This window comes from Foetidibacter luteolus (genome assembly GCF_009650435.1).
Classification (GTDB): domain Bacteria; phylum Bacteroidota; class Bacteroidia; order Chitinophagales; family Chitinophagaceae; genus Foetidibacter; species Foetidibacter luteolus.
The window spans coordinates 1-14,482 of sequence record NZ_VVIP01000043.1 but is presented as its reverse complement, the minus strand read 5'-3'; the positions used below and the strand labels follow the sequence as shown (position 1 = coordinate 14,482).

The 14,482-nt window shown below is 45.6% G+C and carries 10 protein-coding genes; 8 read left to right on the top strand and 2 right to left on the bottom strand.

What is annotated here, in order from left to right; translation table 11 throughout:
* Positions 1-62: 62 nt before the first annotated feature.
* Positions 63-1,886, bottom strand: a complete 1,824-nt coding sequence (locus tag F0364_RS12700; protein WP_153798159.1) for an ABC transporter ATP-binding protein — start codon at positions 1,884-1,886, stop codon at positions 63-65.
* Positions 1,887-2,240: 354 nt separating this feature from the next.
* Here F0364_RS12700 and F0364_RS12695 point away from each other — a divergent pair, with 354 nt between their 5' ends.
* The 8 genes from F0364_RS12695 to F0364_RS12660 all read left to right on the top strand — a co-directional run bounded on the left by F0364_RS12695 (position 2,241) and on the right by F0364_RS12660 (position 13,648).
* Positions 2,241-2,813 (top strand): hypothetical protein, encoded by a 573-nt coding sequence (locus tag F0364_RS12695; RefSeq protein WP_153798158.1) that lies wholly within the window; start codon positions 2,241-2,243, stop codon positions 2,811-2,813.
* A 214-nt stretch (positions 2,814-3,027) separates the two neighbouring features.
* Positions 3,028-4,350, top strand: coding sequence for a vanadium-dependent haloperoxidase (locus F0364_RS12690; protein WP_153798409.1), 1,323 nt, complete (start codon positions 3,028-3,030; stop codon positions 4,348-4,350).
* 109 nt (positions 4,351-4,459) lie between these two features.
* Positions 4,460-5,563 (top strand): hypothetical protein, encoded by a 1,104-nt coding sequence (locus tag F0364_RS12685; protein ID WP_153798157.1) that lies wholly within the window; start codon positions 4,460-4,462, stop codon positions 5,561-5,563.
* A gap of 182 nt (positions 5,564-5,745) precedes the next feature.
* Complete coding sequence (locus tag F0364_RS12680) at positions 5,746-6,708, top strand: hypothetical protein (RefSeq protein WP_207632650.1); 963 nt, start codon at positions 5,746-5,748, stop codon at positions 6,706-6,708.
* Between the two features lie 68 nt (positions 6,709-6,776).
* A complete protein-coding gene (locus F0364_RS12675) occupies positions 6,777-8,324 on the top strand; it encodes a phosphatase PAP2 family protein (RefSeq protein WP_153798156.1) in 1,548 nt (515 codons plus the stop codon).
* A 663-nt stretch (positions 8,325-8,987) separates the two neighbouring features.
* Positions 8,988-11,162, top strand: a complete 2,175-nt coding sequence (locus F0364_RS12670) for a TonB-dependent receptor family protein (protein WP_153798155.1) — start codon at positions 8,988-8,990, stop codon at positions 11,160-11,162.
* A gap of 451 nt (positions 11,163-11,613) precedes the next feature.
* The gene (locus F0364_RS12665) at positions 11,614-12,702 is read left to right on the top strand and encodes a hypothetical protein (RefSeq protein ID WP_153798154.1); all 1,089 of its coding nucleotides are present in this window, start codon (positions 11,614-11,616) and stop codon (positions 12,700-12,702) included.
* A gap of 7 nt (positions 12,703-12,709) precedes the next feature.
* Complete coding sequence (locus F0364_RS12660; RefSeq protein ID WP_153798153.1) at positions 12,710-13,648, top strand: hypothetical protein; 939 nt, start codon at positions 12,710-12,712, stop codon at positions 13,646-13,648.
* 163 nt (positions 13,649-13,811) lie between these two features.
* Here the strand turns inward: F0364_RS12660 and F0364_RS12655 are convergent.
* The coding region (locus F0364_RS12655) for a transposase (RefSeq protein ID WP_153798152.1) at positions 13,812-14,482 on the bottom strand (671 nt) is incomplete at its 5' end.

Here is a 14,482-nt window from a genome sequence, read left to right as displayed (position 1 = left end):
CCGGTGCCCTTGCGATAGCTTGGGCAGGCGCCCATAAACCTTTTTGCCTGCTGCCCATAGTTTTAAATAGAGCTGAAAGTTTGCATATCAATCAATTTTTTATACAAACCGTTTTTCAGCAGTAATTCACTATGCGTGCCCTGCTCAATAATCCTGCCGCTTTCCAGTACAATAATCAGGTCGGCATTTTGTATGGTGCTTAACCTGTGCGCTATTATTAACGATGTGCGGTTCTTCATTAGGTTGGTAAGGGCATCCTGTACCAGTTTTTCAGATTCCGTATCCAGGGCAGACGTTGCCTCGTCCAGCAACATTAACGGCGGATTATTTAATACAGCACGGGCAATGCAAATGCGCTGTTTTTGCCCGCCGGAAAGTTTTACGCCTTTATCGCCAATGTTGGTGTTGTAGCCGTTGGCAGTGGCCATAATAAAATCGTGGGCATTGGCAATACGGGCAGCGGCTTCCACGGCGGCAGGGTCGGCGCCGGGCTGCGCAAAGGCTATGTTATTAAAAATAGTGTCGTTAAAAAGTATGGACTCCTGGTTAACGATACCCATAAGAGAGCGGATTGAGTCTGTTTTTATCTCATGTATATCCTTACCGTCTAATAGAATTCTGCCCGATTGCGGCTGTAAAAATTTGGGAATCAGGTCAATAAGAGTAGACTTACCCCCACCGGAAGGCCCAACCAATGCCACCGTTTTGCCCTTGGGTATGGTAAGGTTAATATTGTGCAGTATGGTTCTTTCGCCATAGGCAAACGAAACATTTTCGAACCTGAGAGAGTCATTGAAGCCTGTAACTGTAATGGCATCGGGCGGGTCTGTTATCAGGGGTTTTTCATCAACCAGGCTTAACACCCGCTCGCCGGCCGCAATGCCGGAATGTATGTGGGCAAAAGAATCTGAAATGGCTTTTGCCGGCCGCATAACCTGCGAAAACAGGGCAATGTAGGCGATAAAGTTGGCGCCTGTTAGCTCGCCTTTGCCCGCTACCACCAGCGAACCGCCGTACAATACAATAGCAGCCACCATTAAAACACCCAAAAACTCAGACACGGGAGAGGCCAATTGCTGGCGTTTGGCCATAGAACGCCCTATTTTAGAAAACCGAACATTTTCGGCATTAAACCTGTCTGTAACAAATTTTACTGCGTTAAAGGCTTTAATAATCCTCAGGCCATTCAACGCCTCATCCAGGTAACTTATCATAATGCCATGCGAAATACTGGATTGGGCCGCCTGTTCCTTTAGTTTTTTTACAATACGGGATATAATAAAGGCCGAAACCGGTATTACCAACATGGCCATAAGGGTAAGCTTGTACGAAATAACAAACAGCATTACCAGGTAAGTTACAAGGAACAGGGGCTCTTTAAAAACTACCTGCAGGGTAGAGGTAACAGAATACTGCACCACATACACATCAGAGGCAACTTTGGAAATGATATCGCCTTTTCTTTCATTGTTAAAGTATCCCAGGTGAAGTGTCATTATATTACTAATAACGCTTCTGCGCAGGTTAAGGAGGGTATGGATGCGCAAACTTTCCATGGTTCTCTCAGAAAAATAGCGGAATACATTACTTAGCAGTACCGATGTTACAATGGTGGCGCAAACAAATTGCAGCGTTTTTGCGGTACCATACTTGGTATTGGCCCAGGCAGCGTAATAGTTTAGCATTTTGAAAATATCAAAAAAGCTGCCCGGCTTTGGCGGCGTAGGGGTATTAGCGTTTACATTAAACAGCGTAGAAAGCAGCGGCGCCAGTAATGCCAGGTTAAGGGTGCTGAAAATAACCGTTAACAAGGTAAAAATAGTATAAGGTATCGCGTACTTCTCTATAGGTTTTGCGTACGACAGAAGCCTGAAATATGTCTTCATATTAATAATAAGCCGGCAAAAGTAGTTATTGCCACGCATTAGACGCTGTTAAAGCTGTTTGTGTTGCACAAAAGCGGTAGCGGGTTGCATTGTTAACGAAAAAAAAGTAACAGCCGTTGGCTGTTTGGGGTAAATATGGTGGCAGACTGTAGTATTTCATGGAATCGTCTGTTGCGCCATTTGCGTGTCGAAGCAGCAAATTGGAAACTACTTTCATCGGTTGTTCTTTGGGCGGCTTTTCAGCCCGTAGCTGGCAAATTCTCCTGGTTTTTGATTAAACACAGCCGGCAGCTTGTTTCCCCGTTTCCAAAAAAATACTTTTGATTTTGTAAATTTTTCCTAATTTCCGGCCTGATGCTTAAGAGACTTGCGGCCATATTACTACTTGCGTTATTCATCTTTAACCTCACTGGTTACAGGGCTGTGTTCTATTTCGCCCAGCAAAAGGCTGATTCTCAACTTGTTTCATCACTTGACAACGATCAATACAGCGAGGATGACCTCATTACCATCACCGTGCCGCTGTCTATGCCCTACCAGGTAAGCAAGCCGGATTTTGAAAGGGTGGATGGTGAAATTACCCTTCAGGGCCAGGTGTACAAGTATGTAAAACGCAAAGTGGTTGATGGGCAACTGATTCTTAAATGCCTGCCCAACCATGAAAAAATGCGGCTTGAATCAGCCCAGAACGATTACTCCCGCCTGGCCAACGACCTGGTGCAGAACGGGGGCGCAAAAAAACAGGATGGCTCTAAATCTACTCTCGTAAAAACGCTATCCCTGGATTATGATGCTTTTCAGCAGCAATATTCCACTCTTTCTTCAAATGTCGCTTTTACTGCTTATGGTATTCCTCAAAATACTTCTTTGATAACCTTTGGGTTGCACCATTCTCCGGAACAACCACCAGATGTGTTTGTTGCATAATCTTCGCTGCATTTTCCGGCGTTAATTTTTCATGGATTATCTACAGGTTTTATGTGCGGTAAATGGGTTGCAGATGTAAAGGCGGGTGTAATGTAATCTGCTGAAATAACTTCCGAACCCTGAAGTGAGTGACACAACCGCTGATGCCATGAAATATCAACTGCCGGGTACCATAACTTCTCTATTTTCTCTTATCAACGGATTTTGCTTAGTAATGAAAAGAATTGTTGGCTGTTTAGTTGCGTCTGTGTTATTGTTGGCTTGCAGAAACTCAGAAGACTATAAAAAGATTGTTCATGACCCCATACTGTACTGTAAAACAGTACACGAGCTTAACAGTGTGGTAATGGGCAATAATTTTACGCCGGTGGTTGCATCCCGCAACTATACCTATGCTAATATTGCCGCCTATGAAGTAATAGCTGCGGAAAGCAAAGATTATCAAACGCTGGCAGGGCAATTAAATGGGTTAACAGCTACGCCTAAGCCAGCAGAAGGTAAAAAAATTGATTTTCCTTTTGCCGCGCTGATAGCGTATTGCAAAGTTGGCAATGCGGTTACTTTTCCTGAAGGCAGTATGGATGAATACGTGGAATCGCTTAAAATAAAGGCCGATGATGCGGGTATGCCATCAGATATTTTTGATAACAGCATAGCATACGGTAATACAGTAGCAGACCATATACTGGCTTGGACCAAAAAAGACAATTATGCGCAAACACGCAGCGCCAGCAAATACACCGTAACAAACGAAGAGGGCCGCTGGGTACCAACACCACCCATGTATGCCCAGGCCGTTGAACCGCACTGGAACGAGATAAGACCGTTGGTAATGGACAGCGCTTCACTTTTCAGGGTACCGCCACCCATTCCTTTTAACATAAAGGATAAGAACAGCGCTTACTATAAAGAGGTGATGGCCATAAAAAATGCAGTGGACAGTTTATCTGACGAGCAGAAACATATCGCGGAATTCTGGGATGATAACCCGTTTAAATTAAATGTTAGCGGGCACGTGCAGTTTGGCACTAAAAAGTTTTCTCCTACCGGCCACTGGATGAGCATTGTAGGCATAGCGGCAGAAAAAGCCAAAGCCGATTTTGCTACCACTGTGTACGCATATACAAAAACTTCCATAGCCATGTTTGATGCATTTATTGAGTGCTGGGATGGTAAGTTTACCTATAACACGGCAAGACCGGAAACCATCATCAATAAGTACATTGATCCTGAATGGAGGCCATTACTGCAAACTCCCGCTTTTCCCGAATATACCTGCGGCCACTCTACCATTTCGTCTGCCGCGGCAGAAGCATTAACCAGTGTGTTTGGCGACAATTTTGCCTACACCGACTCCACTGAACTGGAATTCGGCATCAAAAGCCGCTCTTTCAAATCGTTCAGAGAGGCGGCTATAGAAAACAACTGGGCCCGCTTTTACGGTGGCATTCACTTTCATCAATCCTGCATTGTCTCCACAGAATATGGCCGCAAAGTTGGCGGCCTGGTGGTTGACAGGTTAAAAATGAAGAAGTAGAATAATACTATTACTATTAATTGAATTGTAGCATACGGTAACTGCATAACGCAGTACTGTATTAGCATGCATACTTATGTTTATCTATCAAAACTTAACAGCTTTATTTATGAAAAAGACTTTTTTAGCCGCGTTCTCTTTAACCATATTAAGCGTAGCCGTTGCATACAATACCATGGCACAGGGTTGTGTTGCGCTACGTGGTAGCGGTCCCGGTTACATGACACCACATCCTGATGCCAGCAAAAACGACAAGTGGATATTTACAACAGGTTACAGGTATTTTATGTCTAACAAACATTATAAGGGTACCGAATACCAGAAAGAAAGAATAGAAAAAGGTACGGAAGTTATTAACTATCAAACAGCTTTTGATTTTACCTTAACCCGGCTGTTAAATGACCGCTGGAGTGTGATGGTTGATCTTCCAATTATCCATAATACCCGTTCTTCCATGTACGAGCATGGGCTGGTTAACGGCGTTAACAAGTTTAACCAGAGACATACCATGCATGTATTTGGCCTGGGCGATATACGTATGGCTGTTTACCGCTGGCTGCTTGACCCCAAAAAGCATTTTAAAGGCAACATACAAGCCGGTTTGGGCATCAAGTTCGCCACCGGCGCTTATGATTATAAAGATTACTGGTACAATGTAGGCCCTAATGAAAGTAAAGAATTGAGAACAGTTGACCAATCTATACAACCCGGGGATGGCGGTACAGGGTTTACTGCCGAATTAAACGGTTATTACAGTTTTACCCGCAGCATTGGCGTTTATGGCAACGCGTATTACCTGGTAAACCCACGGGAACAAAATGGGGTTAGAACCTATAGGGAAACGCTTACGCCGGCGTTAGCTAACGAGGCCATTATGAGCGTACCCGACCAGTATATGTTTCGTGCAGGTGCTAACGTAATGATAAACAAATTCACTTTAGCCGCAGGCGTTAGGCTGGAAGGTATCCCCGTAAATGATCTTGTTGGCGGCAGCGGAGATTTTAGAAGGCCGGGTTATGTATGGTCTGCCGAGCCTGCTGTTGCTTATGCCTTTAAGAAAGTTAACCTGTTTGCATCTGTTCCGGTGGCTTTTGTGCGCAATAGAACACAAAGTGTTACTGATAAAGCAAGAAGCACACCAACCAATAAAGTAAACGGAGATGCCGCTTTTGCTGATTATGTAATTAATGCCGGTTTATCGGTAAGGTTTTAAATGGCTTCGCCATTAGATATTTTTTTGGGGCCCGGCTTTAGAACCTGCTATTGAGCTTTTCTTGCGTCGCACTCTTGTACTGCATCGCTTTACGCAGCAAAAAAACCGGCCTGACAATAATGAATAAACAACACATTTAAAAATCCGTACCCTGTTTTATGTGTAACCCAAAACAACTGTTTATGACTTGTAAGCACTCATTACTCCGCAACCTGTTATTGGTTGCTTTACTAACTGCAGCAGCGCCCTGCATTACCAAAGCGCAAACCGACCAGGACGCCATTATGATGATTAAGAACAATTTTTGCGTGGGCCCCGTTTACAGCTACAGTAGCTGGAACCACTACTGGGAGGGTACTCTAAAAAGAGATAACCAAAATTTAGGGACTGTTTCAACGCAATCTTTTTCAGTAATGGGCAACTATGGTATTACCAACAGGCTGAATGTATTGTTTAATGTGCCTTATGTAAAAACTAAGGCAACCGCTGGTACCCTCCACGGCTTAAAAGGCCTGCAGGATGTAAGCCTTTGGCTTAAATGGTTGCCTTACGAGAAAAGCTGGGGCAACAGCACTCTCTCTTTGTATGCAGTTGGTGGCCTGTCTTTTCCAGCCTCTAACTATACACCAGACTTTTTGCCCCTGTCAATCGGCTTGCACAGCACCAACCTTTCTGCCAGGATTATAGCAGATTACCAGGTGGGCAGCCTGTTTGTTACCGGCTCAGGCACCTATACTTACAGAAGAAACATTGAAATTGACCGTACTTCTTATTACACAGACAGGATGCATTTAACCAACGAGGTAGAAATGCCCAATGTGGCCATGTATAACCTGCGGGCCGGTTACCGCAGCCACCTGCTGATAGCGGAAGTGGTGCTTAACCGCCAGGAAACTTTGGGCGGCTTTGATATGAGAAGAAATGACATGCCTTTCCCCAGCAACAAAATGAACATGACCAGCCTGGGTGCAGGCTTTAAATATACTGTAAAGAAAATGCAGGCCCTGTCATTCATCGGCGGGGGCAGCTATGTACTGGACGGCAGAAATGTAGGCCAGTCAAAATCTTTTTACGGCGGAATCTTTTATGTGATTGGGTTTACCAAAAGAGATAAAAAGCTTGACAGCGGAGGTAAAGAAAACTAGTAAAACATTTATGGCAGGCTGGCCATACCGGTTATGCCGCTATCCCTCTCACCAACAAAGCAAACATCATGAAAAAATATATATACCTCATTACTATCATTGCAGCCGGGCTGGTTCTTCAGCTCTCCTGCTCAAAAACCACAAAGGACAGAACTGCAGACCTGCCACCACTGGAAGCTGCTAATATTGACATTAATGCCGGCACATGGAAGCCCGTGCTTTTGAGAAGGCCGGATACATTTGCCGTTGCAGCTCCATTACCCTTAGCCAACCCAAGCTATGTTGCGGAGCTGAATGAAATAAAGGGCTACCAGAGAAACCTGTCTGCTTCTGATGAAAGCAAGATAAAATACTGGAGTGCCGGCGGAGTGCTGCGCTGGAATGAAATTATGCGGGAGCTGGTAGCCAGGTATAACCTGCCACCCTATCAAAACCCGGATGGCTCTTACCCGATACCCAGCGGCGCCAACCCATTCGCTTATCCCATGTTCCCTTTTGCTAATCCGCCCTACGCGGCCAGGGCTTATGCCTATATAAGCGCGGCCCAGTATGACGCTTTAGTAGCCTGCTGGCATTACAAAAAACTGTATAACCGGCCTGCACCGTACAAAACAGATACCGCTATTGTGGCAAAGGTTGCTAAGTCTGACCTGCCTTCCTATCCCTCTGAAGCGGCTGTACTGGCCGGCGTTACGGCAGAAATGATGAAACTGTTCTTTCCTACGGAGATAGCCAATATTGAGCAAAAAGCCATTGAGCAGGAAACCGCTGCCATTATGAGCGGTGCTGCCACCCGCAGCGATGTGGTGGCTGGTGAAGCACTTGGCAGAATGGTGGCACAACAGTTTGTGGCACGTGGCAGAAGCGATTATGCCGGCCGTGCGGTAGGCACACCCGAACAGTGGAAGAAACTGGAAACAGATTGCGAAGCCAGGGGAGAAACACCTTGGTACAGCCTGGAAACACCAAGGCGTAACCCCATGTTGCCCTTTTTCGGAGATGTGAAAGCGTTTTTGTTTGACTCGCTTACAAAAATTTCGCTGGTGCCGCCGCCACCGCCCTTAACCAAAAGCGACCTGATGAAGAAAGAAACAGAGGAAATTCTGAGCTATGTAAAAAATCCCACCAGAGACAATTTAAGAATAGTGCATTACTGGGCCGATGGTGTGGGCACTTATACACCGCCCGGCCATTGGGATGCTATAGCTGCGGAAGATTTTGTTACCAAAAACTTCAGCGAGGTTAGATGGGCCCGTAATATGGCCCTGCTAAATATGTCTCTGATGGATGCGGCCATTGTGTGCTGGTACACCAAGTATTTTTACTTTAACCCCAGGCCCACACAAATGAACCCCGAAATAAAAACATTAACGGGCATACCCAACTTTCCGGCATACATATCCGGCCACTCAACTTTTAGTGGGGCTGCCGCTACCATATTGGGCCATATAATACCTGAAAAAGCGCAACAGTATAAGGCTATGGCGTCAGAGGCATCTTTGTCCAGGATGTATGGCGGCATACATTACCGCAGCGATTGTGAAGTTGGCCTGGAAACAGGAAATAATGTAGGTGCATACGCCATTAACAGGGCAAAAACGGACGGCGCTGAATAAACTATTTATTGAGGGTTATAAAAAATACAACACCGCTATTCCTGGCGGGGTTTTTTAAATAACCCGGCGTTGCGCTGTTGAAGAATAACCATAAAAAGTTTTGAATTACATAAGCATAATCATTCAGGCGCTGTTAGTCTTAACAGGGTCTTTTATTAAGAAACTGCAGGTAAAAGAGGGAACAGATTAGCGGGTAACGTAACAGCTTTAAATGCTGTAAAAACTGCGGGATTATTTCCGGAGCTGAGCCTTTTGTAAAGGATGTTTTACAGCGGCAGGCAATGATCCGGCTAATTACATACGATTAGTTTTTGAGTTTTATAAGCATAATCATTCAGGCTTTGTTAGTCTTGGCGAAGCCTTTATTTTAAAACATTTATTCAACATAGTTAGTTTTTGAGTTTTATAAGCATAATCATTCGACACCGTTAGTCTTAACGGAGTCTTTTTTAAACTTTTGCTTATTAAGTTCCGGGAGACTGGTCGGGCTATGCAGCCTGGCGCTGCAGGGATACCGGTAATTTTTGCTGCGTAATGAGATGTAGCACAAGAGTGCGACGCAAGGGACGCCTCATAGTAGTTCCTCCTGCCGGGCCCATAATATTTGTTTGCCGTAAGGCATACCGCACAGGTGTAACCTGTGCCTGTTTTAAAGCATAACCAATGAAAAGAATTTGTTTAGTGTGTATTTGGATAATTGTTTATTCTGCAGCACAAAGCCAGCAACAAAAAGACAGTGTAAAAGAAAACATTCTTGACGATGTTACAGTGCGGTCGCAGCTATCTAATGTAACAAGGCTGAATGATGTGGCCGGCACCAGGCTAAACCTGGGTAAAAAAAATGAAGTGCTGTACGTGCAAGGCATGGATGCCAATATAGCTGAAAAAACGCCCCGCCAGATATTTGCAAAAGTGCCCGGCGTTTTTGTGTACGATATGGATGGTGCCGGAAACCAAATAAACATTTCTGTACGTGGGCTTGACCCTCACCGGGGCTGGGAATTCAATATTCGTAAAAACGGCATTATCACCAACTCTGATATGTACGGCTATCCCGCCAGCCACTACAGTATGCCCATGGAGGCCGTTGACCATATTGAGTTGGTACGCGGCACAGGCTCCCTGCAATATGGCGCCCAGTTTGGCGGTATGCTTAATTACGCCATAAAACAGCCCGATACCACCCGTGCCATTGGTTTTGAAACCATTAACTCCGCAGGTTCTTACGGGTTGTTAAGTACGTATAACGCCATCAGCGGCCGGGTAGGCAAGCTGGATTACTATGCGTATTACAGCCGCCGCGAGTCAGACGGGTACAGGAAAAACAGCCAGTCAAAATACAGTGCACAATCGTTGTTGCTAATATACCGCCTGGCTAAAAATGCAACGCTAAAGGCAGAGCTGGCACGCTCCAGCTACATTTACCAGATACCTGGCCCGCTGTCAGACAGTATGTTCCTGGCTAACCCCCGGCAGTCAACAAGGGCAAGAAACTATTTCAATCCTTCTATATGGGTGCCGTCGTTAACGGCGGACTGGAACATTAACGAGCACACCCAACTATCATGGACTCTTTCCGCCGTATTGGGTGACCGTAACAGCGTTCAATACGATAAAACGGCCAACATAGCAGACAGCATTAACACCGCCACCAAAGAATACAATAACCGCCAGGTAGATATTGATAACTTCAACAGCTATACATCTGAACTGCGGCTGCTGCACCATTACCGGCTTGCCGGAATGCAAAGCACTGTTAGCGCCGGCCTGCAGGTTATTAATAACGATTTGCACCGCCGCCAGTTAGGCAAAGGCACTACCGGCAGCGACTTTGATTTAACGCTGGTTGACCCTACCTGGGGCCGCGACCTGCACTTTAAAACCAATAACATTGCCGCTTTTATTGAAAACAGTTTTAAAGTAACAGAGCGCTGGTCTGTTAACCCCGGCCTGCGTTGGGAAAACGGCAAGTCTGACATGACGGGCACCATTACCTATTACAATCCCGGTAACCTGCCCAACAGCATTAAGCACAACTTTGTGTTGCTGGGCTTCAATACGCAGTACAGCTTCAACAAAAACAGCAACGCGTATGCAGGCATTTCGCAGGCGTATCGCCCGGTAATCTTTAAAGACATTATTCCCGGCTCTGTTAATGAGCGGGCAGATAAGAACCTGAGAGATGCCAAAGGCTATACCATTGAGGCCGGTTACCGTGGCAGTGCGGGTTACCTTAAATGGGATATTAGCGTATTCCGCCTGGTGTACCGCAACCGCCTGGGTACCATCAACCAGGAAGAAAACGGCAATTCCTATATTTTCCGTACCAATATCGGCGACTCTTACACCAACGGTTTGGAATGGTTTACGGAGTACAGCATACGCACCGGTAAGAATGCTTATTTAAACCTGTTTACTTCCACAGCGTATATGAATGCCCGTTACAGGAATGCCAGCGTACGCAGCGGTGACAAGAATGTGGATGTAAGTGGCAATAAGGTAGAAAGCGTACCATCTCTTATTACACGCAATGGCGCCTCTTTTAAGCTGTACAGGGCCAGTGTATCACTGCTTTACAGTTATACTTCCAGCAGCTATGCGGATGCACTGAATACCGTAACGCCAACCTTCAACGGTACGGTAGGCCTGGTGCCATCTTATGGCCTGCTTGACCTGAATACCTCCTACCGGTTTTCGGAACAGGTAACTATACGCTTTAATATTAATAACCTTACCAATAAGCAATATTTTACCAAACGTCCATCCTTTTATCCCGGCGCCGGCGTATGGTCGTCAGACGGCAGAACGGTAAATGTAACTATCGGTGTTAAGTTATAAAACGGGTTACAGCTATTTGACGCCACGCTATTCTACTTGTTTTACTTATGGTACCAGCGACGGGTTTTTATGGCGGCTTTGGTTGCGTCGCAAGCACTTCATCGTTCGGTTTTTTATGGCATCTTTTCAGACCCGGTTAGGCAGCCCTGGGATTTTTTTGCTCAATTGTAGTACCGTAGACGGTAAAAATCATGTAATAGCCCCGGTTGAAATCCGGGGCTATTTAATTCTTCCTCACCAACCTGCATAACCGGCAAAGCAAATAACCGGCAATACCAAGCAAATAATCAACAGGATGCTGGAAAGAATAAATAACGGCTTACAACCCGAAGGTGTTGTTGTAAGTTTAAACCAGCATTCACTATTCTATTCAAAACCTGCTTACATCATGCTAACCCAATAGCCGTAATAACTAACTATTACTTATATCCAAACAATTAAAGCATTTAGTATGAAACAATTTTGCGTTTGTATTGCTTTGCTGTGTATGCTTGTAACCGCCAACGCTACTGTATGGCGCGTTAACAACACATCAAATTATAATGGCACATCGCTGTTTGGCGAAAACCTGGGCGGTACCGCGTCTTACCCGGTGTTTCAGCAGATAAACCAGGCCATAGGCTGGGCTTCTGTTAGTGCGGGGGATACGTTGCATGTAGAAGGTTCTTCCATTGTTTATGCCGCCGCAAATATTACCAAGAAGCTGATATTGATAGGCCCCGGCTACTTTTTAACGGAAAACCCCAACACATCCAACAATGTGCTTGATGCCAAACTGGCCACAGTTGTTTTTACCAGCACATCAGGCGGCTCTCAATTAATTGGGTTTAATGTGGTGTACAATTCCAACACCGGCAACAGAATTTATATACAGGCCAGCAACATTCTTATCAAAAGGTGCCGGATTGAACGCTCCATTACGCTGGGCGATAACTACAGCATCAGCGATATCGCCATTATCCAGAATTTCTTTCCGCTGGCCGGCGATGAAACAGCCATACGTACCAACAGCAATACGCAGTTTGTTTATCCTGACGATGTGTACTTTAACAACAACATTTTGCAAAAAACACTTTTATGGGCCGGCTCCATACTTCAATGCAATAACAACGTGTTCGATGGCCCTGCCAATAAGCTGAACATACAAATGCTCACCAGCTCTTTCCAGAATAACATTTTAAAAAGCACCAATGCTACGGTTAACATCAACAACAATACAAATCTTAATGTGGCCTATAACGTTGGTACCTCGGCAACCCAATTCGGCACGGCCAACAATAACCTGGCTGTACCTAACATGACCACCGTATTTGTTGATGCAGGCACCACAGACGGCAAATACCAGCTTAAAGCCGCATCGCCCGCCAGCAATAACGGCAGTGATGGTACCGACAGGGGGGCTTACGGTGGCTTGGCCGTTACCAGCCGCTACACATTATCCGGCCTGGCGCCAATACCGGTTATTTACGGCATCAGCACTTCAGCCGTGGCCACATCATCCGGCCTACCCGTAACCATACAGGCAAGAACCATTAAATAACGCTGTTATGAAATTACTAACCGGCATACTACTGCTGTTGTTGATGCAGGGGGCGGCCCGGGCGCAAAACATTACCCAACTGGAGTATTTTGTTGATACGGATTTAGGCGTTGGCCAAAACACCCGGGTAAATGTAACCCCTTCGGCAGATGGCAATTTTCCCTTTACGGTTAAAACAACCGGCCTGTCAATAGGTATGCATAAATTGTACATACGTACCAAAAACAGCGATGGCAAATGGAGCATAACCGCACGCCGCAATTTTGAAATAATACCCAACCAGGCAAAAAAAACCATTGTTGCAGGAGAGTATTTTTTTGACACAGATCCCGGTATGGGTGCTGCTGCCAAAATAACCATATCCCCACAGGATTCTGTTATTATGCAAAGCTTTACTGCACAGGTTACAGGGTTGCAACCCGGCTATCATAAGCTTTACACCCGTTTTAAAGACAACCAGGGCAATTGGGGGCACACCATGCGCCGTAATGTGGAGGTAATTAAAAGCCCCGACTCCAACTACCTGCAAAGCGTGGAATATTTTATCGGCAGCGATCCCGGCGTGGGCATGGCCACCAAACTCAGCGTAGCGTCCATCGTTGAAAATGATCCCAACAACCTAACCATACCCTTTACCTGCATACAGGCCGATAGCCTGCAGGGGCTTTACTTCCGGGTACAGGATGCCAAAGGCAACTGGAGCCTTACCACCGGCTACGCCAACTTTAAGCTTACAGACAAAGGCGTAGTTACCAATGTAAAGAACGGTTTATGGAGCGATGCCAGCACCTGGAGCAACGGTAAAGTGCCGGACATTAATACGGCTGTTTACCTTAGCCACGACCTTACGGTAGATGTAAACGGCGTTTGTAAGTTCCTGAACATGCAGTGCCGGAAGCTTACCGTAAATGCCAATAGAACACTCAGGATTGCCGGAACAGACTAAACATTTCAACCCTTTACATAGAAGTGGGTGCGGCTTATGCCGCACCTGCATTTATTATGTTATCAAACGAGATGGATCAATAGGAGAGTAAATTAATAGTTTAAGTTGCAATTCACTACCCAAAAACTTAATCAGCCGTTTTTACATAGGGCTTGCTCAATAACTATCCTTGAAAATGGGGCTGCCAAAATTTCCGGGAGCAAGCCTCTTGAAGATGACTGGCGAAGCGCCTGGCTGCATTACTGATTAAATTTAGGCAATAGAGGCCCAGCCTCATTAAATTAACAAGGTTGAGCACCAAAATAATGGAAGCAATCCACGACTCGCTGGTGTTTTGTAATTTGGCTTTGATGCACTCCATATTATAACCAGCCTTTGCCTGCCCAAACTTGCCTTCTATTGGATTGCGCTCCCCTGGACTTACCTGAATGTGCAGTGCCTCTTTAGCCGGACGGCCCAGTGGCTTAGCCCTTAATGCGATGCCCCATTCCTTCAGCACTTTTCTGTTTTCCCTTGTACAGTAAATCTTGTCTGCCAATACTTCGGCGGGATAATATCCAAGTCGTTTTTTGTACAGCGTTACCGATTCCTTCAGGCTGCCGCCTTCATTAAAATTATCCCAGCTTAACTTGTCTAATAACGCAAACCCACCGCTTAGCGATACCTGCAGTTTGCTGCCAAACTCTACTTTTTTACCATCCTTGCCCCGGACTATGGGGCGTACATGCGGCTGGTGAATATTTACAATACGATCCTCTGCACGGCAACTGCGGGTGCTGTGCATTTGATATTGCTGGTTATATACCGTATGCAATACCATCAGGTATTTTAAAT